The organism is Burkholderia aenigmatica, from assembly GCF_902499175.1.
Taxonomy (GTDB): domain Bacteria; phylum Pseudomonadota; class Gammaproteobacteria; order Burkholderiales; family Burkholderiaceae; genus Burkholderia; species Burkholderia aenigmatica.
Window position 1 is genome coordinate 25,044 of sequence record NZ_CABVQC010000073.1, and the last position, 19,930, is coordinate 44,973.

At 68.3% G+C, this 19,930-nt stretch carries 20 protein-coding genes and 1 pseudogene; 3 read left to right on the forward strand and 18 right to left on the reverse strand.

All coding sequences use genetic code 11. The features are described 5' to 3' along the window. Window positions 1-146: 146 nt before the first annotated feature. The 3 genes from BDO18943_RS35320 to BDO18943_RS35330 all read right to left on the reverse strand — a co-directional run bounded on the left by BDO18943_RS35320 (window position 147) and on the right by BDO18943_RS35330 (window position 2,892). A complete protein-coding gene (locus tag BDO18943_RS35320; RefSeq protein ID WP_043185162.1) occupies window positions 147-371 on the reverse strand; it encodes a hypothetical protein in 225 nt (74 codons plus the stop codon). Between the two features lie 375 nt (window positions 372-746). Beyond that, window positions 747-1,868, reverse strand: coding sequence for a porin (locus BDO18943_RS35325; protein ID WP_175025876.1), 1,122 nt, complete (start codon window positions 1,866-1,868; stop codon window positions 747-749). A 322-nt stretch (window positions 1,869-2,190) separates the two neighbouring features. Then, window positions 2,191-2,892, reverse strand: a complete 702-nt coding sequence (locus BDO18943_RS35330) for a YoaK family protein (protein WP_175025877.1) — start codon at window positions 2,890-2,892, stop codon at window positions 2,191-2,193. Window positions 2,893-3,174: 282 nt separating this feature from the next. Between BDO18943_RS35330 and BDO18943_RS35335 the strand changes: the two genes are divergently transcribed. Beyond that, window positions 3,175-3,513 carry a hypothetical protein gene (locus BDO18943_RS35335; protein WP_175025878.1) on the forward strand — a complete coding sequence of 113 codons (339 nt, stop codon included), beginning with the start codon at window positions 3,175-3,177 and terminating at the stop codon, window positions 3,511-3,513. Window positions 3,514-3,556: 43 nt separating this feature from the next. Here the strand turns inward: BDO18943_RS35335 and BDO18943_RS35340 are convergent, their stop codons facing one another. Continuing rightward, window positions 3,557-4,084 carry a chromate transporter gene (locus tag BDO18943_RS35340; protein WP_175025879.1) on the reverse strand — a complete coding sequence of 176 codons (528 nt, stop codon included), beginning with the start codon at window positions 4,082-4,084 and terminating at the stop codon, window positions 3,557-3,559. Then, window positions 4,081-4,737: a chromate transporter gene (locus BDO18943_RS35345; protein ID WP_175025880.1), complete on the reverse strand. Its 657-nt coding sequence runs from the start codon at window positions 4,735-4,737 to the stop codon at window positions 4,081-4,083. The genes BDO18943_RS35340 and BDO18943_RS35345 overlap by 4 nt, the downstream gene beginning before the upstream one ends. 96 nt (window positions 4,738-4,833) lie before the next feature. Here BDO18943_RS35345 and BDO18943_RS35350 point away from each other — a divergent pair, with 96 nt between their 5' ends. Beyond that, window positions 4,834-5,718 (forward strand): transcriptional regulator GcvA, encoded by an 885-nt coding sequence (locus BDO18943_RS35350; RefSeq protein WP_175025881.1) that lies wholly within the window; start codon window positions 4,834-4,836, stop codon window positions 5,716-5,718. Window positions 5,719-5,772: 54 nt separating this feature from the next. Here the strand turns inward: BDO18943_RS35350 and BDO18943_RS35355 are convergent, their stop codons facing one another. The 13 genes from BDO18943_RS35355 to BDO18943_RS35415 form a co-directional block, all read right to left on the reverse strand. Further along, a complete protein-coding gene (locus BDO18943_RS35355) occupies window positions 5,773-7,080 on the reverse strand; it encodes a solute carrier family 23 protein (protein WP_043184635.1) in 1,308 nt (435 codons plus the stop codon). Window positions 7,081-7,347: 267 nt separating this feature from the next. Beyond that, window positions 7,348-8,583: a flagellar hook-associated protein FlgL gene (flgL, locus tag BDO18943_RS35360; RefSeq protein WP_175025882.1), complete on the reverse strand. Its 1,236-nt coding sequence runs from the start codon at window positions 8,581-8,583 to the stop codon at window positions 7,348-7,350. Between the two features lie 17 nt (window positions 8,584-8,600). Further along, complete coding sequence (flgK, locus tag BDO18943_RS35365; protein ID WP_175025883.1) at window positions 8,601-10,538, reverse strand: flagellar hook-associated protein FlgK; 1,938 nt, start codon at window positions 10,536-10,538, stop codon at window positions 8,601-8,603. Window positions 10,539-10,733: 195 nt separating this feature from the next. Beyond that, the gene (locus BDO18943_RS35370) at window positions 10,734-11,489 is read right to left on the reverse strand and encodes a flagellar brake protein (protein WP_043184640.1); all 756 of its coding nucleotides are present in this window, start codon (window positions 11,487-11,489) and stop codon (window positions 10,734-10,736) included. 219 nt (window positions 11,490-11,708) lie between these two features. Continuing rightward, window positions 11,709-12,692: a flagellar assembly peptidoglycan hydrolase FlgJ gene (flgJ, locus tag BDO18943_RS35375; RefSeq protein WP_043184641.1), complete on the reverse strand. Its 984-nt coding sequence runs from the start codon at window positions 12,690-12,692 to the stop codon at window positions 11,709-11,711. Further along, a complete protein-coding gene (locus tag BDO18943_RS35380) occupies window positions 12,693-13,877 on the reverse strand; it encodes a flagellar basal body P-ring protein FlgI (protein WP_175025884.1) in 1,185 nt (394 codons plus the stop codon). Between the two features lie 5 nt (window positions 13,878-13,882). Then, window positions 13,883-14,575, reverse strand: a complete 693-nt coding sequence (flgH, locus tag BDO18943_RS35385) for a flagellar basal body L-ring protein FlgH (protein WP_043184642.1) — start codon at window positions 14,573-14,575, stop codon at window positions 13,883-13,885. Between the two features lie 20 nt (window positions 14,576-14,595). Next, window positions 14,596-15,384 (reverse strand): flagellar basal-body rod protein FlgG, encoded by a 789-nt coding sequence (gene flgG, locus BDO18943_RS35390; protein WP_043184643.1) that lies wholly within the window; start codon window positions 15,382-15,384, stop codon window positions 14,596-14,598. 34 nt (window positions 15,385-15,418) lie between these two features. Next, complete coding sequence (gene flgF, locus BDO18943_RS35395) at window positions 15,419-16,177, reverse strand: flagellar basal-body rod protein FlgF (protein WP_089451402.1); 759 nt, start codon at window positions 16,175-16,177, stop codon at window positions 15,419-15,421. 19 nt (window positions 16,178-16,196) lie between these two features. Beyond that, a complete protein-coding gene (gene flgE / locus BDO18943_RS35400; RefSeq protein ID WP_175025885.1) occupies window positions 16,197-17,441 on the reverse strand; it encodes a flagellar hook protein FlgE in 1,245 nt (414 codons plus the stop codon). Between the two features lie 33 nt (window positions 17,442-17,474). Then, a complete protein-coding gene (locus BDO18943_RS35405; protein WP_175025886.1) occupies window positions 17,475-18,236 on the reverse strand; it encodes a flagellar hook assembly protein FlgD in 762 nt (253 codons plus the stop codon). A 55-nt stretch (window positions 18,237-18,291) separates the two neighbouring features. After that, on the reverse strand, window positions 18,292-18,717 hold the full coding sequence (flgC, locus tag BDO18943_RS35410; RefSeq protein WP_021164156.1) for a flagellar basal body rod protein FlgC: 426 nt from the start codon (window positions 18,715-18,717) through the stop codon (window positions 18,292-18,294). Between the two features lie 40 nt (window positions 18,718-18,757). Next, on the reverse strand, window positions 18,758-19,246 hold the full coding sequence (locus BDO18943_RS35415) for a flagellar basal body rod protein FlgB (RefSeq protein ID WP_043184647.1): 489 nt from the start codon (window positions 19,244-19,246) through the stop codon (window positions 18,758-18,760). Window positions 19,247-19,450: 204 nt separating this feature from the next. Here BDO18943_RS35415 and BDO18943_RS42840 point away from each other — a divergent pair. Then, window positions 19,451-19,930 (forward strand): annotated as a pseudogene (locus tag BDO18943_RS42840) (flagellar basal body P-ring formation chaperone FlgA); the annotation flags it as partial.

Sequence of the window (19,930 nt, forward strand, 5' to 3'; positions counted from 1 at the left end):
GCGAGAGACGTTGCCTCTCGCCGATCAACCCAGCTGCCGGGTGTGCCATGCGTCACCGATCGACCGCATGCCCGACGGCCGGCTGCGCGGCACCGGTCCGCCCGGACACGCGAAGGGCGCGCCCGCGGCCGGACCAGCCGCCATGCTCAGGCCTGCGACGTGTCGCTGCCGTCCGTCGCCTGCGTGTCGTCTGCCTGCTGCGGCTGCTCTTCCTTCTTCTCGAGCATGCCTTCGATCGCTTCCGCACCCTTGAAGCCGGCGACGGCTGCCGCCGCCTTGGTCAGCAGGCCCGCATCCGGATCCAGCTTTTCCGCGCCTTCGACAGCTGCGACTGCGCCAGCGATTTCACCCACGGTGTTCAGGATACCCATCGTCATCCCCTTTCAAGAAAATCGTGAGCGCATCGTCCCACGAAAAAAACCGGCGGACCGCGATTGTCATCACCGGATACACAAGTTACGCACCAAGCCGGCCGCACTCGCCGAGCGCGACCGGAACGACGCACGCGCGCGCCTCACGGCACGCAACGGGCGATGCACGCAGCGTAGCGGAAAGCCTGCGCGCGTACTGTAAAAGTATGTTCTGGATTGCCGACGGATCCCTTACGGCGCGGGGGGCTCGTGATGAAGCATTCGCCGAATAGTCGTGCGCGCGTATGAAGGTCGCGTGACGAAAAAAAAGAGGCGCCTCGCGGCGCCCCTTCGATGCGTGCCGGACGACTGCCGGCACGTGGGTTCCGACGTTCGTCAGAAGATATTGCGCAGGCCGATCGCGATGCCGGTCTGGTTGCTGCGACCCGGCAGCTCGACGTTCGCCGCGCCGGTCGTCTTGTTGAAGTCGACGGTGCCGTAAACTTCCGTGCGCTTGCTGAGCGCGTACTCGGCGATGCCGACGACCGCGTAGCGGTTGCCGCTCGCGAGCGTACCGTTGGTGGTCATCGCATTGCGCATGTGGTCGTAGTAGAACGCGCCCGTCAGCGTCAGCGGCGCGCTGACCTGCCAGCTCACGCCGGCGAACGGACCGTCGTCGATCCGGCCGGTGCCCTTCGCGACCGGAATCGACTGCTGCGCGAGCAGGCTGTCGACGAAGCCCGTGTCATCCTTCGAGCGCAGGTAGCCCGCGTAGATCTTCGCCTTGCTGAACGCATACACGACGTTCGCGTGGTAGATCGTCTGCTTGCGCGCCGAGTTGTCGCTGTTCTGCTGCGCGCCGGCTGCGATGCTGAGCGGGCCCATCACGTAAGACAGCGACACGCCCCACGCATTGCCCTTGCCGAGCGAACCCGGGATCTGGCCCGAGAAGCCGCCGGCGCCGGTCGATTCGTAGTTCGTGCCGGTCGAGTACATCGCCTTCGCGGTCAGCCCTTCGAACTTGCCCGTGTACTTGATCTGGTTGTCCGCATACAGGCCGCCGCCGAGTGCGACCGGCAGCCACGCGTTTTCGAGGTAGTTACCGACCGTCAGCGGATCGTAGGTGTCCGACAGCAGGTCGAACAGCGGCGTCTTCTGGCGGCCGAGGGTCACCGTGCCGTACGGGCTCTGCAGGCCGACGTACGCTGCGCGGTTGAACAGGCGGCCGCTGTCGGCGAATGCGCCGTTCTGCAGGTTCACGCCGCTTTCGAGGTTGAACACGGCCTTCAGGCCGCCGCCGAGGTCTTCCGTGCCGTAGATGCCGAAGCGGCTGTTGGTGATCGCGCCGTTGGTCATCGACAGCAGGCCGTCGTTCTTGGCGTTGGCGTTGGTCAGGTAGCGGATGCTGGCGTCGGCGACGCCCCACAGCGTGACCGAGCTTTGTGCGGCCGCGTACTGGCTGGCAAATGCGAGCGCGGCGCCCCCTGCGATGGCTGCGAGTCGGGTGGTCTGCTTCATGAGCTTTCCTTTTTGTAGGTGTCTCCATTCATGGCCGGCCGCGTGCGCAGCCGGGTGGCGATCGCTCACGTTCTTGGCGCGCGCGATGTGGGCTGAATCATATGACGAGTGCGATCGCTGAAAGAAATTGAAATGCGCGGTAACGGCGGAACTGTCGCCCGCGCACAACGCTGCCCGTGCGAGGCTTGCCCGGCGGGCGTCGGGCGCCGCGCAGCAGCATTCGGCCACGCGGCTGACGGACCGTCGGGTCTGTAAGACTCACCCCGCGGGCGCGGGGAAACAGGCAGGCGGCCGGAAGCGCCAGCGGGACGCCCCGCTACCGTTACGCCGCGGCCGGCGGCTCGCCGGGCGTCGCGCGGCGACGCCACGCACGCCGCACGATTTCCGCGAACGCGCCGACGAGCAGCAGCACGGCGCCCCACAGCGCGACGTCCGGCACGAGCCGCGTCACGAGACCGCCGACCACCGCGCCGGCCAGGAAGCAGAAGCTGATCGTCGCGAGCAGCGCCGAGTCGTGCAGCGCGCCCGCGTCGTAGCGCGGGATCAGCCCGACGAACAGCTTCTGCGCGGCGCGCCGCAGGTTGCCGGTCGTCATCACCGACGTGTACGACAGTTCCTCGAGATGGGTGAACGACAGCGTCTGCAGCGTCGCGACGAACGAAATCCCCGGAATCAGCCAGGCGCTCGACGCGCCGACGAGGCCGCTCGCGGCGACGCCGAGAAAGGCGATTTCGACGAGCAGGCTCGTGAACGCCGTGTGCCGCATCCAGCCGCGCTGCGCGGCGAGGCCGAGCAGGTGCGCGACGAACACCGCGGCCACGAAGCCGCCGAGCGGCGGCACGTGATGCAGCGCGGCGGCCCATTCGCCGGCCGACAGGTTGATGCCGAGCAGCGCGACGTTGCCGGTCATCGTGTTCGCGAACACGTGGCCGTGGCCGACATACGTGTACGCGTCGAGGTAGCCGCCGGACAGCGTCAGCAACGCGGCGACAGTGAGATTGCGGCTGGCGCCGTCGAGATCCATCGAGCCTCCCGTGGTGCGCGCCGCCCGGCCGCGCGCGGCGGGCGGTGCGAAATTCAGTTCTGCCGGCCGGCGCGAACGCCGCCGGCGCTGCGCGGCCGGGCATCGCCGCGTGCCGCGCGCCAATATAATGCTCGCCGTCGGGGTGCGGATTCCCGCCGCGCGTCGCCGGCCGGAACGTGTCCATCGCGCAGGTTTCGCCGCCGCGGCGCCGGCCGAGTATACCGGGCGGCCTGAGCCCGGTTGCGCCCCGATCGCCCCCGCGCCGCCTCACCGAGCCTTCGAATGACACTCGCGAAGTTCTTCCTGCGCTACACCGTGATCCCGTTCGCCGCGATCATGCTGGTGGCCGTCTGGGCGTTCAACCGCGAATCGGGCGAGATCGATGCGCGCCAGTACGCGGCGCTGGTGGCCGCCTATCCGTCGTTCACGTCGAAGCTGAAGCACGAGGTGGCCGACGCGTTGCGCGGCGGCAAGGTTGCCAAGGCCGACTACGGCACGATCATGCGCGATGCGCTTGAGGCCGGTTACGTGGTCGACTGGCCCGCGACGACCGACGACGTCGGCAGCGAGCGCGGCCGGCTGCTCGGGATCGTGAACAGCGACCTGCCGGCGTCGCAGTAGCGGGCGACCGCAGCCGGCAACGGCCGGCTGCGTGAAGGATCGCTCACTGTCCGATGCCCGTAAGCCCGATCAGCGCGCCGCCCGCGAGCAGCCACAGCGGATGGATGCGCGTACGCCACGCGAGCACCGCGCACGCGGCCGTGATGCCCCACTGGATCGCCGTGCGGTTCGACGCTTCCGAGATCAGCACCGCGCTCGCCGCGACCAGCCCGGCCGTGACGGGCATCATCCCCTGCTGCACATAGCGGCGCCACGGCCGGTCGCGAAAGCGCTCCCACGCATGCAGCGCGAGCACGGTGACGATCGACGACGGTCCGAATTTCGCGAGCGACGCGACCAGCAACCCGCTCCAGCCGGCCACGTGCCAGCCGACCAGCGACACGATCATCATGTTCGGCCCGGGCGCCGCCTGGGCCAGCGCGAACAGGGCGGTGAACGCGTGCGCGCTCATCCAGTGATGGACGTCGACGACCTGCCGCTGCATCTCCGGCAGGATCGTGTTGCCGCCGCCGAACGCGAGCAGCGACAACTGGCTGAAGATCGACGCGATGGCGATCAGCGTGTCGTTCATGGCCGGTCTCCTCGCTGCGTGTCGCGCGCCACGGCCGGCGCCGGCCGCGGCGCATCCGCATCCGCATCCGCATCCGCATCGCGGCGCCGCGACGCGAGCCAGATGCTGACGGGCGTCAGCACGAGCATCGCGGTCAGCAGCGGGATGCGCAGCACCGCGATCGCGACGAACGCGAGCGCCGCGATGCCGGCTGCGGCGCGGGCATGCCGCAGCGGCTTCGCGACCTTCACGGCCATCGCGACGAGCAGCCCGGCCGCCGCCGCGGCGAGCCCCGCGAACAGGTGCTGCACGCGCGGGTCGTTCTGCGTCTTCGCGTACAGCACGCCGAGCGCGACGACGACGAGCGTCGGGCCCGCAATCAGCCCGAGAATGCCGGCGAACGCGCCGGCGACGCCGCGAAAGCGCATGCCGACGGCCACCGACAGGTTGATCACGTTGCCGCCCGGCAGGAACTGGCACAGCCCGAGCAGATCGGTGAATTCGTCGGCGGAGAGCCATTTGCGCTCTTCGACGATGGTGCGCCGCGCGAACGGCAGCGCGCCGCCGAACGACATGAGGCCAAGCGACAGGAAACCGGTGAACAGCTCGGCGAGGCCGACACGGCGGGGCGACGCGGCTGGCGGCGGGGCGGCAGGCGGAAAAGCGGATTGCATGGGGCTCCTCATGAAACGGTGAACCGAGGTTACCGCCGTTCCAGATGCCGGCAAAACGATTTTATCGGCGCGTCCTTGTGATCTAGAATCACAAGCATGGCACGCGATCTCCCGCCCTTTTCCGCGCTTCGGGCCTTTGAAGCCGCGGCACGACACGAAAGCTTCAGCGCCGCCGGCGACGAGCTGCATGTGACTCATGGTGCCATCAGCCGGCAGATCGCCGGGTTCGAGGCGTGGCTCGGCAAGCCGGTGTTCCACCGCTACGGCAAGCGCGTGAAGCTCACCGACGAAGGCCGCCGCTACCTCGACACAGTGCGCGCCGCGTTCGACAGCATCGCGCTCGCGACCGAGCAGCTGCGTAACACGGGCGCCGCGCGCGTGCTGCGCATCAACGCGCTGCCGACCTTCGCGATGAAATGGCTGCTGCCGCGCCTGTCGCGGTTCCAGCGCGACGTGCCGAACGTGGAGCTGAAGCTGTCGACGTCGAACGCGCCGCTCGACACGCTCGACGGTTTCGACGTCGCGATCCGCCGCGGTCCCGGCCACTGGCCGAACTGCACGAGCGGCCACTTCCTCGACGAAAGCGTGATTCCGGTCTGCAGCCCCGCGCTGCTCAAGCGCGTGCCGATCGCGCGCGCGGACGATCTCGCGCGGCACGTGCTGCTGCATTCGGATACGCGGCCGGAAGGCTGGCGCGACTGGTTCGCGGCGGCCGGCGTGGCGATGAAGGGGCGCAAGCGGCAGTCGTTCGACCACTTCTACCTGGCGCTGCAGGCGGCTGTCGACGGGCTCGGCGTCGCGCTCGGCCCGCTGCCGCTGATCGACGACGAACTGGCAAGCGGCCGGCTCGTGATGCCGCTGGCGGGGCCGCGCATTGCAACGCGCAGCTACTGGTGGATCGCGCCGCGCGCGCCGGCGGACGATCCGCTGGTCGCGCAGTTCTGCGCGTGGCTGCAGACGCAGTCGAACGTCGGCGCGTAGTCGCGCGACGAAAGAGAAGATGACGCGGGCGGCAGGACGCCGCCCGCCGAACGCTCAGACCACCGGGCCCGGTTCCTTTTCCTTGCGCAGGATCGCGTACAGGATGATCGCGCCGAACGTCGCGGTGCCGATCCCGCCGAGCCCGAAGCCGCCGATCTTCAGCGAGAAATCACCGGCGCCGAGCACCAGCGTGACGGCCGCGACGATCAGGTTGCGGTTGTCGGAGAAGTCGACCTTGTTGACGACCCAGATCCGCGCGCCCGTCACCGCGATCAGCCCGAACACGACGATCGACACGCCGCCGAGCACCGGGCCCGGGATCGTCTGGATCACCGCGCCGAACTTCGGCGAGAAGCCGAGCACGATCGCGATCACCGCGGCCACCGCGAACACCAGCGTCGAGTAGATCCGCGTGACGGCCATCACGCCGATGTTCTCCGCGTAGGTCGTCACGCCCGTGCCGCCGACGCTGCCCGACACGATCGTCGCGAGCCCGTCGCCGATGAACGCGCGGCCCACGTAGCGGTCGAGGCTGGTGCCCGTCATCGCGCTGACGGCCTTGATGTGGCCGAGGTTTTCCGCGACCAGGATCACCGCGATCGGCGCCAGCATCAGCATCGCGTGCGGATCGAACACCGGCGCGCGGAAGCTCGGCACCCCGAACCAGGCCGCGTGCCCGACGATCGAGAAATCGATCGGCTTGCCGAGCCCCATCCCGTTGGTCGCGACCGCGTAGATCGCGTAGGCGATCACCAGCCCGACGAGGATCAGCAGGCGCTGCACCATGCCGCGCGAGAACACCGCGACGCCGCCGACGCACAGCACCGTGACGAGCGCCATCACCGATTCGAAGGTCGACGCGGACACGCCCTTGACCGCGATCGGCGCGAGGTTCAGCCCGATCACCGCGACCACCGCGCCGGTCACGACGGGCGGCATCAGCGTCTCGATCCAGCGCGTGCCGATCGCCTGCACCAGCAGGCCAAGCGCGACGTACACGACGCCGCACGCGATGATCCCGCCGAGCGCGACCGGGATATTCGGGTTCGGGCCGCTGCCGCCGTAGCCGGTCACCGCGATCACGAGGCCGATGAACGCGAAGCTCGAGCCGAGGTAGCTCGGCACGCGGCCGCCGACCAGCACGAAGAACAGCAGCGTGCCGATGCCCGACATGAAGATGCACAGGTTCGGGTCGAAGCCCATCAGCAGCGGCGCGAGCACCGTCGAGCCGAACATCGCGACGACGTGCTGCACGCCCATCGCGACCATCTGCGGCCACGCTAGGCGCTCGTCGGGGCCGACCACGCGCGATGCCGCGCCGGTCGATTGCACCCGCCAGCGCGGGAAGTAGGAATCGGACATGGGGAAAAGGGCTCCTGTCGGTCGGTCGCCGGCTGCAGAAGATGCGCCGGTCTGGAATCTGGCGCGAGTTTACGGAGCGGAAATGGGGCTGGCAAGCGGACAGATGCGCGGGCCGGCGAGCGCCAAGCACGGCTGGCCGTGCGCGCGAAACGGGGCACGAACGTGCGGCCCGGTGAAGCGCCCATCCGCGCGCGAAGACGCACGGGCGGCAGTCCACACCGGCCACGATGTAAGCGGGCGCTCACATCGTGGCCGGCGCGTCGTGCATCAGGGATTGATGTACTGGAACAGCGACAGGTTCTGCAGCTGCGCGTACGCCTTCTGCGAGCCCGTCAGCGCGTTCTGCATCTGCAGGAACTGGCTGATCGTCGACACCATGTTGGTGCTCGTCAGGTCGGACAGGTTGCTGGTGATCTGCAGCGTGTTGGTCTGGTTCACGGCCTGCATCGCCTTGATTTCCTGCTCGCGGCCGCCGACCGACGCCTGCACGGTGAGGACGTTCGTCATCATGTTGTTCAGCTTCGTCGTGCCGGTGGTCATCGTGTTCGCGAGCGCGGTCGCGGCAGCCGTGTTGTTGCTGATCGGCGTCTTCAGCGCGGTGATCATCGAATCGAGCGCCGCGAACACGTCGGTGCCGGCTTTCGGCGCGGGCGTGACCGTGAACGTGTCGCCCGGCGCAGGCGTGCCCGACACGGGCACCGACAGGCCGTTGCCGAGCGTGATGGCCGAATCGGCCGTATACGGCTGCGCGGCGCCCGGGGTCGGCGGTACGACGGAGTTGTCGGTGACCGTATAGGTCGGCGCGGCGGCCGTGCCGCCGAACGTGATCGTGAACTGGTGCGTGTTGGTCGCGGCCGACGGGCTCGTGATCGACACCGCGCCGATCGTACCCGTGCCCGTGTTGTTCGCGCCGGCGAGCGGCACCGGCTGGCTGCCGAGCATCGGCACCGACAGGAACACGCTGGCGCCGCTGTCGCCCTGCGAGATCGCGCGCGTGTCGGCGATCTGCACCTGCCGCGAACCCGTGTCGCCGCTGTAGTTCACGCCGCCGCCCGGTGCGTTCGAGAACGGCGCCGTGGTCGACTGGAAGCCCGCGAACAGGTAGTTGCCCGCGCCGTCCGTCGAGTTCGCGAGCGTCAGCAACTGGTCGCGATAGCCCTGCAGCTGGGTCGACAGCGCCGCCCGGTCGCTGTCGGCCAGCGAGCCGTCGCCGGCGTGTATCACGACCGAGTGAATGGTGTTCAGCAGGTCGTTGACGCTGAAGAGCGTCTGGTCTTCCTTCTGCAGCGACGACAGCGCGACGTTCTGGTTCGACGAATACTGCGACAGCGTCGCCGACGTCATCGACAGCTGCACCGCCTGCGCGGCGCCGAGCGGGTTGTCGGCCGGCGTCGACAGGCTCACGCCGCTCGAGATCTGCTGGTACAGCTGCGACAGCTGCGCCTGCTGGTCGCTCATCTGAGCGACGTTCATCTGGTAGAACTGGGTGGTGGAAATCCGCATCGCTTCGATCCCCGAAATCAGTTGAACAGGCCGAGCACGGTCTGGAACAGCGTCGCCGCCGTCTGGATCACCTTCGCGTTCGCCTGGTAAAGCTGCTGGTACTGCATCAGGTTGGCCGCTTCCTCGTTCTGGTTCACGCCCGACACCGACTGCTGCGCGGACGTGATCTGGCCGACCAGCGCGGTCTGCGCGGCGCTCGACGACTTCAGCTGGCTCGTCGTGTTGCCGATGCCGTTCACGTAGTTCGCGTACGCGCCCGTCAGCGTGGTCGAGCCGTTGCCGAACGATTTCGCGTTGACGAGCTTCGACAGCGCGAGCGCGTTGCTGCCGTCGTTGGTGCCGCCCGTGTTCGGCGCGACCGTGAACGTGTCGCCGGCCGTGGGCGTGCCCGACACCGTCACCGTGACGCCGGCCGTCAGCGTGATCGGCGAGCCGGCCTGGTACGCCTGCGGCGTGCCGGTGCTCGGCGGCGTGACGGAGTTGTCGGTGACCGTGTAGGTCGGGCTGGCGGTCGTGCCGCCCATCGTGATCGTGTAGTTGTGCGGGTTGGCCGCGGCGGTCGCGCTCGTGACCGACAGCGCGCCGATCGTGCCGGTGCCCGTGTTCGTCGTGGTGGCCGACGGCACGAACGGCGCCGCCGCCGCGATCGCGGAGCCGTTCGACGTCGCGAGGCCGAAGCCGTTCAGCGCGCCGCGTGTCGGCTGCACGGTGAACTTGTCGCCCGGCTGCATCTGCGTGCCGGCAGTGGTCGAGAAATTCAGCCCGCCGAGCGAAACCGGCATCGGCCCCTGCTTCTGGTCGACCACCGTGCCGCTCGCGCGATCGGTCAGCGTGTAGTTCTTGCCGTCGTACGACAGCGTGTAGTCGCCGGTGGTCGGCTGCGACGCGTTCGCGAACGACACGGACAGCGCCGCGTTGCCGGTATTGCCCTGGTTCGCGTACGTGATCGGCGTGCCAGTCGTGAACAAGTTGCCGCCGACGTTGCCCGACAGGTCGCGGCCGAGCGCGTTCTGCGCGTTGACCTGCGCGGCGAAGCTGGTCGCGATCGCGCCAAGCTGGGCTTCGGCCGGATCGAGCGTCTGGCTGCGGAACGAGAGCAGGCCGCCGAGCGTGCCGCCCGACAGCGACGCGTCGGACAGGTACTGGTTCGGGCCCTGCGGGTTCGCGCCGGCGATGCCCTGCGACACGACGGTCAGCTCGCTCGGATCGGACGGCGACGTGACGGTCGCGAGCTGGTAGCTCTTGTCCGCGACGACGAGCGGCGTGCCGCCAGCGAGAAACACGCTGTAGCCGTCGCCGTTGCGCGCGACCTGCACGCCCGCGAGGTTCGACAAGTTCGACACCGCGAGGTCGCGCTGGTCCATCAGCTGGTTCGGCGGCTGGCCCTGGCTGCTCGCGGCCGAGATCTGCTGGTTCAGTTGCGCGATCTGCGCGGTGTACGCGTTGATCTGCGTCACGGTGCTCGTCAGCTGCGTGTTCACGCTCTGGCGCAGCGCGTCGTACTGCTGGCCGGCCGCCGTGATCTGGTTCGCGAGCGTCTGCGCATTGCTCATCGCGGTCTGCCGCACCGACGAGTCGGATGCGCTGTTCGCGACGTTCTGCAGCCCGGTGAAGTAGTTCGTGATCGCGGTCGAGATGCCGGCCGTCGGGCTGCCGACGTAGTTGTTCAGCTGCGTGACGAGCGAATACCACGTCGACAGCGCACCGCCCTGCGTCTGCGCGCCGTTCAGCTGGTCGCTCAGGTACTGGCTGTACTGCCGCTGCACGGTGGCGGTGTTCACGCCCTGCGGCAGGTAGCCGCTGCTCGTGTACTGGCCGCTCGCCTCGGCATAGACGGGGCGTTCGACCGAGTAGCCCGGCGTCGCCGCGTTGCTGATGTTCTGGCCGGTCGTCGTGAGGCCCCAGAGCGCGGCATTCAGGCCGCTGACGCCGAGGTTCATGAGTGTGTTGGACATGCGCGATCCTGATGAGCCGGCCGCGCTGCGGCCGCCGGGTTGCGTGACTCCCGGTATAACGGCCGCGGATCGAAAAAATTGAGGAAAAAATGCGCGCGCGACGCGCAAGCGCGCGTCGCCGCTCGCAGCGGCTGGCCAACGGTGCCGCCAACGCTGCGCGGGCGGCCCCGGGCGGGGCCGGCCACTGCTTGCGCGTCAGGCCCGCGCGAGCGAGCGGCGCTTCATCTCGAGTTGCGTAATCAGCCGCTGCAGCGTGTTCTCCGCGCTGCCCGGCAGCGACAGGTAGCGAAAACCGAGCTGGTAGCGCCGCGACCCATTCGGCATCTGCGTCGAACGCTGCGACACGAGCTGCAGGTCGAGCGACAGCTTGCCGTGGCCGGTCAGCTCGAGCTCGACGTCGGGCAGCTGCGTGCCGACCTCGAGCGCCTCGACGCGTTCGTCGGCCGTGCGCAGCCCCACGCCGCCGAGCGACAGGTTATGCACCTCGAACAGGAAACTCTCGCCGTCCGGCAGCTTGCCGCGGCACAGGAACGGATCGACGATCGGCGCGTCGACGCGGAAATATTCGCGGCGCTGGATGCACATCAGCACGTCGGGGAAATCGGCGACGAACGCGGGCAGCCCCTCGTAGCGCGTCTCGCGCGGCGTGCCCGTGGAGAATTCGACGCGCACGCCCTCCGGCGCGGCCGCGAACGTGCAGTGCGACGCGCCGAGAATGCCGGCGTTCTGCTCCGACAGCGCACCCCAGTCGAACGTGAACGTCCGCTCACCGACATCCACCTCGAGCAGGCGCGTGACAAGCTGGCCGCCCGGATACTGGACGGTCAGGAAATCGCCGCGGTTGACGAGGTTGCGCAGCTGCACGCCGATTTCCAGCGGATTGCGGCGGGCATAGTCGGGCCCGGAGTGGCCTGCATCCAGGCTGGGGTCCGTCGACGTTTCGATATTCATGGCTAGCCGGTCTTTCTTGTCATGGGCGCCCGGGCAACCGGTGCGCAATAAAACCGGGCCAGAACGGGGGCCCGGTCGCAGGTCTCTCACACTTAGCGGCAGTGCTGACCGAAAGTTTAGATCGAATTGCGGATTTTTTTCGCGCAAACGTTGAAACCGCGCGCGGCGGGCTGCCGGGCGCGGTCCAGAGGGTACAACCGGCGATCGCCGACGGGTGCGTCAGCCGATCTGCTGCATGATCGAAATCAGCTTCTTCGCGTAGTTCGGGTCGGTCGCGTAACCGGCCTTCTGCATCCCGTGCGCGAAGCCTTCGACGCTGCGGCTCGCGCTCAGCACGCCCGAGTAGCGCGGGTTGTTCTTCAGCAGGTTCGCGTAATCGGTCATCGCATGCTCGTACGAATCGTACGCGCGGAATTTCGCGACCACGCGGCGCGGCGTGCCGTTCACGTATTCCGTCGTCAGCGCCGACACCGTGCGGCCGGTCCAGCCCTTGGTCGCCTTGATGCCGAACACGTTGTAGCTCGTCGAGCCGTCGGTCGCACGGATCTCGCGCTTGCCCCAGCCCGATTCGAGCGCCGCCTGGCCGACGATGAAGCGCGCCGGGATGCCGGTCGACGCGCTGGCCGCCTGCGCGGGGCCCGCGAGCCGGTCGACGAACGCGTCGGCGTCCTGCACGCCGCTCGCGCCCTTCAGCGGCGGCGTCAGCGCGCTGCCGGCCGAATAGCCGCGCGCGCCGGCAAGCCCGCCGTTGTTCGCCGCGTTCGCGTAGGCCTTCGCCATCGCGTTCATCGCGGCGAGACTGCCTTCGTTGCCGCCCGCGCCGAGGCCGGCCGCGCCCATCGCGCCCGCGCCGACGTCGGCCGCCGTGTCGCTGCCCGCGCCCTGCCCCGCGTTGCGCATCAGCTGCTTCATCAGCGCGTCGGCGACGCCGATCCCGCGCGTCGACATCTGCTGCGCGAGCTGCTGGTCGAGCATCGACGTGTACAGCTTCGACGTGTGCGAATCGAACAGCCCGCCGTCGGGCGACGCGTCGCGCATGCTCTTGAGCATCATCTGCGTGAACATCGCGTCGAACTGGCCGGCGACCGCTTTCGCACCGGCCTGCGGCGACTGCTTGGCCTGCGCGCGCAGCGCGTCGAAACCCTGTACGTCGAGCGCAAAGCGCTGCGTGAGGTCGTTCGCGTTCGGGAGAGAGGCTGCCATTTAGATGATCTCCAGGTCGGCGCGCAGCGCGCCGGCGGCCTTCATCGCCTGCAGGATCGACATCAGGTCCGCGGGCGTCGCGCCGAGCGTGTTCAGCGCCTTCACGACGTCGGCGAGATTCGCGCCGGCCGTCACCATCTTCAGCGCGCCGTTGTCCTGCTTCAGCTGGATCTGCGACTGCTGCGCCACCACCGTCTGCCCGTTCGAGAACGGCCCCGGCTGCGACACGACCGGCTGCGTGTTGACGACGACCGACAGGTTGCCGTGCGCGACCGCGCAGCTCTGCAGCGTGACCATCTGGTTCATCACGATCGAGCCGGTGCGCGCGTTCAGGATCACCTTCGCGGCGGCCTTGTCCGGGCTGACGTCGAGGTTCTGCAGCCGCGCCATGAACGCGACCTGCTGCGCCGAATCGGCCGGCGCGGCCAGCTGGATCGTGCGGCCGTCGAGCGCCGTCGCGGTACCCGGGCCGAAGCTCGAATTGACCGCGGACACGATCCGCTGCGCGGTGCCGTAGTCCATGTCGTTCAGTTGCAGCTGCAGCACACCGTTCATCTGCGCGATCGCATTCGGCACCGCGCGTTCGACGATCGCGCCGCCAACGATCCGGCCGGCCGCGAGCTGGTTCACCTGCACACGGCTGCCGTTCGCGCTGGCGCCGGCGCCGCCGACCGCCATGTTGCCCTGCGCGAGCGCGTAGACCTGGCCATCGGCGCCTTTCAGCGGCGTCAGCAGCAGCGTGCCGCCGCGCAGGCTTTTTGCGTTGCCGAGCGACGACACGGTGACGTCGAGCGCCTCGCCCGGCCGCGCGAACGGCGGCAGCGTGGCGGTCACCATCACGGCCGCGACGTTCTTCAGCTGCATGTTGCTCAGCGACGACGGGCCGCCGTTCGCCGAACCGTTGTTGATCGAGATGCCGAGGTTTGCGAGCATGTTCGCGAGCGTCTGCGTCGTGAACGGCGTCTGCATCGTCTGGTCGCCCGTGCCGTCGAGACCGACGACGAGGCCATAGCCGATCAGCGGGTTGTCGCGCACGCCCTGGATCTGCGCGAGGTCCTTCAGGCGTTCCGCATGCGCGGGCGCCGCGCCGAACACGCAGGCCGCGGCCACGGCCGCGAACGCGACGGCGAGCCGCGCGGCGGCATGCGCGCGGGCCGACAGGCGGTTGAACAGGGTCTTCTGCATCGTCATCACCACGGCGCGATGTTGAGGAAGAAGCGCTGCAGCCAGCCCATCGTCTCGGCTTCGTTGATGTAGCCCTTCGACGAGTATTCGATCTTCGCGTCGGCGACCTGCGTCGAGTAGACGGAGTTCGCGCCCGAGATCGTGTTCGGGTTCACGACCCCCGAGAAGCGCACGAATTCGTTGCCCTGGTTGATCAGCATCTGCTTTTCGCCGCTGACCACGAGGTTGCCGTTCGGCAGCACGCCGGTGACGGTCACCGTGATCGTGCCGTTGAACGTGTTCGCCGCGCTGGCGCCGCCGGTCGCCGCGAACTTGTTGTTACCGGTCGCCGACAGGTTCGCCTTCGCGAACAGCCCGCCGAGGAAGCCGGCCGTCGGCACGTTGAAGTCGGTGTTGCCCTGCCGGTTCGTGTTCGCGCCCGACGACTTGGTCGCGTTGATGTTCTCCGCAATCATGATCGTCAGGATGTCGCCGATATTGCGCGGCCGCTGATCCTCGAACAGCGGCCGCCCCGCGTAGCCGGGGTTGTAGATCGAGCCGGGCGCCTGCATCGACATCGGCATCGGCGGTTGCGCCGTCATCGGCTGCTGGATGATCGGATCGCGCGGAATCTGCGCGCAACCGGCGGCGAGCGCCGCCACCGCGACCGCGCACGCGGCGCGGACGGTGGCTGACGGGAGGAGGCGAACCTGCTTCATGGCGACGACGGGTGTTCCGGTTAGCTCTTCATCTGCGTGACGGTCTGCAGCATCTGGTCGGACGTCGTCACGGCCTTGCTGTTGATCTCGTAGGCACGCTGCGTCTGGATCATGTTGACGAGCTCCTGCACGACGTTCACGTTCGACGCTTCGACATAGTTCTGGTTGAGCGTGCCCGCGCCGTTCAGGCCCGGCTGCGACACGTTCGGCGCACCCGACGAGGTGGTCTCGGAGAACAGGTTCTCGCCACGCGCCTCGAGGCCGGCCGGGTTGATGAAGGTCGCGATCTGCAGCGAGCCGATCTGCACCGAATTGGTCGAACCCGCCTGCGTGATCGTCACGACGCCGTCCTTGCCGATCGTCAGCGAGTTCGCGTTCTGCGGGATCGTGATCGCCGGCAGGATCTGGTAGCCGCTCGACGTAACGAGCTGGCCCTGCGCGTTGGTCTGGAACGAGCCGTCGCGCGTGTACGCGTTCGTGCCGTCCGGCATCAGCACCTGGAAGAAGCCCGCGCCGTTGATCGCGACATCCTTCGAGTTGCCGGTCTGCGTGAGGCCGCCCTGCGTGTACAGGCGCTCGGTCGCGACCTGCTGCACGCCGGTGCCGAGCTGCAGGCCCGACGGCAGTTCCGTCTGCTGCGTCGAGTTCGCGCCGGGCTGGCGGATGGTCTGGTACAGCAGATCCTCGAACACCGCGCGCGACGCCTTGAAGCCGTTCGTGCTGGTGTTCGCGAGGTTGTTCGAAATCACGTCCATCTGCGCCTGCTGCGCATTCATGCCGGTGGCGGCGATGTAGAGCGAACGGTTCACTTGTCGATTCTCCTGCGTGGGCTGGCGCGGGCGCTCAGCTGAAATTGAGCAGCTGGTTCGCCGACTGCTCGTTCTGGTCGGCCGTCTGGATCAGCTTCGACTGAAGCTGGAACGCGCGCGCGTTGTCGATCATCGCGACCATCGCGGTCACCGGGTTGACGTTGCTGCCTTCGAGCGAATTCGGCGTGACGACCACGTTCGGGTCGGCGTCGGCCGGATTGCCGTCGGCGGTGCGGAACAGCCCGTCGTTGCCGCGCGTGAGCGTGGCCGGATCGGGATTCACCAGCTTCATCTGGTCGACGATCGCGACCGCCGTCGGCGGGTCGCCCGGCATCAGCGCGGAAATCGTGCCGTCCTTGCCGATCGTCACTTCCGCGTTCGGCGGCACCGAGATCGGGCCGCCGTTGCCGACCACCGGCAGGTTGCTCGCGTTGACGAGCTGGCCGTTCTCGTCGACGTGCAGGTTGCCGGCGCGCGTGTACGCCTCGCTGCCGTCGGCCGCCTGCACCGCCAGCCAGCCCGCGCCCTGCACGGCGACGTCGAGCGGGTTGCCGGTGCGCGTGATCGGACCCGGCGCGTAATCGGCGCCGGGCGTCGACGCGAGCACGTAGGTGCGCGTCGTCGTCGGGTCGACCGTGCTGCCGTCGCCGAAATTCATCGGCACCGCGCGATACGTCGCGAGCTGCGCGCGAAAGCCCGTCGTCGACGCGTTCGCGAGGTTGTTCGCGACGATCGCCTGCTGGTCGAGCGACTGCGACGCACCCGTCATCGCCGTGTAGATCAGTCGGTCCATGGCTGCCCGTTATCCGCGCTTACAGGTTGATGAGCGTCTGGTCGACGGTCTGCTGCGTCTTGATCGTCTGCGCGTTCGCCTGGTAGTTGCGCTGCGCGGTGATCAGGTTGACGAGCTGCGACGTGAGGTCGACGTTCGAGTTCTCGAGCGCGCTGCCCTGCAGCGTGCCGTGGTTCGTGCTGCCCGGCGCCGAGATCTGCGGCACGCCCGATGCGGCGGTTTCCGCATACTGGTTGCCGCCGAGGTTCACCAGCCCGTTCGGGTTGTTGAAGTTCGCGAGCGCGATCTGGCCGAGCACGGCGGTCTGGCCGTTCGAATAGTTGCCGGTCAGCTTGCCGTCGGTGCCGATCGTGTAGGTCGTCAACGTGCCGCTCGCGTAGCCGTCCTGCGCGAGGTTGTTCACGCCGTCCTTGCCGCCGTACTGCGTCGTGCCGGTCAGGTCGAGCGTGAGGTTTTGCGGCGACCCCGAGCCGTCGGTGTTCAGTACCGAGAACTGGAACTGGCCAAGCGACGTGGTCGGCGTGGCCGGCGTGCCCGTCGTCGTGCTCTTGATCGCGCCCGACTGGTCGAACGTGACCGTGCCGAGATCCTTCGTGGCACCCTGGACGCCCGCGTACGCTTCCCAGACGCCCGGCGCCGTCGCCGACTTCACGAAGTACATGTTGACCGGCTGCGAGCCGCCGAGCGAGTCGTACACCTGGATCGACGTCGAGTAGTTGTACGTCGTGTTGTCGGTCGCGTCGAACGGCGTCTTGGCCGGCACCGCGTCCTGCGAGTTCAGGTTGAACTGGGCGGTAATCTTGGTCGTCGCGGTCGGCGCGATGTTGGTCGTCGGCGCCTGCAGCGGCACGGTCTGCGCGGTGTTGATCACGCCGTTCTTGTCGGCCATGTAACCCATCAGGTTCATGCCCTGCGCGTTGATGATGTAGCCGTTCTTGTCGCGCTGGAACGTGCCGTCGCGCGAGTACGTCTTCACGCCGTTGTTCGACATCTGGAAGAAGCCGTTGCCGTTGATCGCGACGTCGAGCGACGAGTTCGTCGTGTTGATCGTGCCCTGGCCGAACTGCTGCTCCACCGAGTTCAGCGACGTGCCGATGCCGATCTGCGAGTTGACCGACGTCGCGACCGAGTTCGCGTACATGTCGGAGAACTGCGCGGTGCTCGACTTGAAGCCGACCGTGTTCGCGTTCGCGATGTTGTTGCCGATCACGTCGAGCGCGTTCGATGCACCCGAGAGGCCGCTCAGACCCTGTTGATAACCCATTTCGGTCTCCGTTTCGAGATTGCTCGATCAGTATCAGTTGGAGGTGGTGCCGCCGGACGAGGACGAAGCCGACGCGGACGACGTGGTGTTCGGGAAGATCGACGCGACCTGGGTCAGCCCCACCGTCGTGCCGTTCGACAGCACGAGCCCCGCCGTGCCGTCCGCCTGCTTGATCACGCTCTGCACCGTCGATGCCGCGAGCGTCGTGGCCGGCTGCGGCGTGCCGTTGGCGTCGGTGTACGACGCGCTGACCGTGTACTTGCCGTCCGGCAGCGCATTGCCTGCCGAGTCGGTCGGGGTCCAGTTGAACGGCACGGTGCCGGCCGACTGCGCGCCCGCGTTGATCGTGTTCACCACGGTGCCCGCCGCGTTCTTCACGGTGATCGTCAGGTTCGACACCGAGCTCGACAGCGACACGCCGAACGGCGATGCCGCGCCGCTCTTCACCGCGACCGCGTTGCCCGGCGCGAGCACGTTGGTGCCGATCAGCAGCGCGGCCTGCGTCTGCTGGCCGGCCGTGAGCTGCGACGACAGCGACGTGAGCGACGTGTTCAGCTGCGCAATGCCGCTCACCGTGTTGATCTGCGCGAGCTGCGACGTCATCTGCGAGCTGTCGACCGGGCTGGTCGGATCCTGGTTCTGCAGCTGCGTGACGAGCAGCTTCAGGAACGTCGCCTGCAGGTCGCTCGCCGACGTGCCGTTGGTCGACGACACGTTGTTGGTGTTCATCGTGTCGGTCGGCAGGTTCGACACGTTCGTGCCGTTGCTGCCGATCGTCGTGCTGGAGGAAGTCATCCTGGGTGGCCTTCTGTCGGAACTGTCGGATCTGTAAGGTCGGTCGGCGCGCGGCTCACGAGCCGATCGTCAGCGTCTTGAGCATCAGTGTCTTCGCGGTGTTCAGCGTCTCGACGTTGGCCTGGTACGAGCGCGACGCCGAGATCATGTTCACCATCTCCTGCACCGGATCGACGTTCGGCATCTGCACGTAGCCGTTCGCGTCGGCGGCCGGGTTCGACGGGTCGTAGGTCGACTTCATCGGCGACGGGTCGTCCATCACCTTCGTCACGCGCACGCCGCCCACGCCCTGGCCGGACGCGGTGCGCGCGCCGCCGATCGGGTCGGTCGCGAACACGACCTGCTTGGCCTTGTACGGCTTGCCGTCGGGGCCGGTCGCGCTGTCGGCGTTCGCGAGGTTCGACGCGGTGACGTTCAGGCGCTGCGACTGCGCGGACAGCGCCGAGCCGGCGACGCCGAAGATGTTCATCAACGAGGGCATGGAAGCTCCTTTTGCTCGGATTCGGAGGCGGTGCGCGCCGTCACTGGTTCGTCGTGATCGCGGCGATCATCGCCTTGATCTGCTGGGTCATCACGGTCATCCCGGTCTGGTAGTGCAGCGCGTTGTTCGCGAACTGCACGCGCTCGACGTCGAGATCGACCGTGTTGCCGTCGAGCGACGGCTGCAGCGGCATCCGGTACTGCGCGCGGCCGTAGTCGTCCGACGGGCCGCCCGTCGGGATCAGCTTCGCGGTGCCGGCCATGTGGCCCGCCGCCGTCGACACCATCGACATGCCGCTCGTCACGCCGGCCGGCTGCGTCATCGGCAGTTGCGCGGCGTTGCTCGGCGCAAGGCCGCCGCCCGCCTGCTTCAGCGAGCGCGCGAGCGTCGACGCGAAATCGACGTCACGGGCCTGGTAGCCGGGCGTGTCGGAGTTCGCGATGTTCGACGACAGCAGTTCCTGCCGGTAGGCGCGCACGTCCAGCGCCTGTCGGCCGAACGCGAATTCCGCATCGAGTTTGTCCAGCATGTGTGCGTCTCTCCGTATGAAGCGCTGCACGCCCCTCGCGCCGGATGGCGACCCAAGAGGCTTTTTTCCATGACAGCGATGGTAGGCGTCGGACGCAACCGGCAATCGGGCGAATAACGCGGCAAAGGCCCCCTCTATTCATCGTTTGCGCGACGGCCCCGCTCCCTAGAATGCGAAGCGGAGCAACGAATCGGGGATACGGCGATGACTGGCAGCGCATTTCGCGGAAGGAACGGGCGGCTCACGCACGTCCGGCGTGCGTTTGCGCTCGCCGCGGCGCTGTGGATCGCCGCCCCGGCCGCACATGCGGACGACGGGATGATCGTGATTCCGGGACGCGGCGAGACGGCGGAAACCGCGCTCGCGCACGCCAATGCGGCGAGCGGCGGGAATGCGGCGATCGCGCCGGGTTCGGGCCTGGCGCCGGACGCGGGCCGCACGGCGAGCGGCACAAGCGCCGCCGCGGCCGGCACCGGCTACGCGCCGCAACCGGCCGGCACGATGGTCGTGACGACCGTCCCGCCGCCGGCTCTCGCGCCGGCCCCTGCGCCCCGCCCCGTCTACGCAGCTGCCCGCGCGAACGCCGGATACGGCGCGCCGCGCGCGGCCGATCCGAACGCGATCGCGACGGTCGTCGCCGGCACGGCCGAGCCCGCGTCGAATCCCGTACGGCCGGCCTCGCAG

Excerpts from the sequence above, each read along its gene's own strand:
- BDO18943_RS35320 (WP_043185162.1), bottom strand. The coding sequence starts at position 371 with ATGGGTATCCTGAACACCGTGGGTGAAATCGCTGGCGCAGTCGCAGCT.
- BDO18943_RS35325 (WP_175025876.1), bottom strand. The coding sequence starts at position 1,868 with ATGAAGCAGACCACCCGACTCGCAGCCATCGCAGGGGGCGCCGCGCTC.
- BDO18943_RS35330 (WP_175025877.1), bottom strand. The coding sequence starts at position 2,892 with ATGGATCTCGACGGCGCCAGCCGCAATCTCACTGTCGCCGCGTTGCTG.
- BDO18943_RS35335 (WP_175025878.1), top strand. The coding sequence starts at position 3,175 with ATGACACTCGCGAAGTTCTTCCTGCGCTACACCGTGATCCCGTTCGCC.
- BDO18943_RS35340 (WP_175025879.1), bottom strand. The coding sequence starts at position 4,084 with ATGAACGACACGCTGATCGCCATCGCGTCGATCTTCAGCCAGTTGTCG.
- BDO18943_RS35345 (WP_175025880.1), bottom strand. The coding sequence starts at position 4,737 with ATGCAATCCGCTTTTCCGCCTGCCGCCCCGCCGCCAGCCGCGTCGCCC.
- BDO18943_RS35350 (WP_175025881.1), top strand. The coding sequence starts at position 4,834 with ATGGCACGCGATCTCCCGCCCTTTTCCGCGCTTCGGGCCTTTGAAGCC.
- BDO18943_RS35355 (WP_043184635.1), bottom strand. The coding sequence starts at position 7,080 with ATGTCCGATTCCTACTTCCCGCGCTGGCGGGTGCAATCGACCGGCGCG.
- flgL (WP_175025882.1), bottom strand. The coding sequence starts at position 8,583 with ATGCGGATTTCCACCACCCAGTTCTACCAGATGAACGTCGCTCAGATG.
- flgK (WP_175025883.1), bottom strand. The coding sequence starts at position 10,538 with ATGTCCAACACACTCATGAACCTCGGCGTCAGCGGCCTGAATGCCGCG.
- BDO18943_RS35370 (WP_043184640.1), bottom strand. The coding sequence starts at position 11,489 with ATGAATATCGAAACGTCGACGGACCCCAGCCTGGATGCAGGCCACTCC.
- flgJ (WP_043184641.1), bottom strand. The coding sequence starts at position 12,692 with ATGGCAGCCTCTCTCCCGAACGCGAACGACCTCACGCAGCGCTTTGCG.
- BDO18943_RS35380 (WP_175025884.1), bottom strand. The coding sequence starts at position 13,877 with ATGCAGAAGACCCTGTTCAACCGCCTGTCGGCCCGCGCGCATGCCGCC.
- flgH (WP_043184642.1), bottom strand. The coding sequence starts at position 14,575 with ATGAAGCAGGTTCGCCTCCTCCCGTCAGCCACCGTCCGCGCCGCGTGC.
- flgF (WP_089451402.1), bottom strand. The coding sequence starts at position 16,177 with ATGGACCGACTGATCTACACGGCGATGACGGGTGCGTCGCAGTCGCTC.
- flgE (WP_175025885.1), bottom strand. The coding sequence starts at position 17,441 with ATGGGTTATCAACAGGGTCTGAGCGGCCTCTCGGGTGCATCGAACGCG.
- BDO18943_RS35405 (WP_175025886.1), bottom strand. The coding sequence starts at position 18,236 with ATGACTTCCTCCAGCACGACGATCGGCAGCAACGGCACGAACGTGTCG.
- flgC (WP_021164156.1), bottom strand. The coding sequence starts at position 18,717 with ATGCCCTCGTTGATGAACATCTTCGGCGTCGCCGGCTCGGCGCTGTCC.
- BDO18943_RS35415 (WP_043184647.1), bottom strand. The coding sequence starts at position 19,246 with ATGCTGGACAAACTCGATGCGGAATTCGCGTTCGGCCGACAGGCGCTG.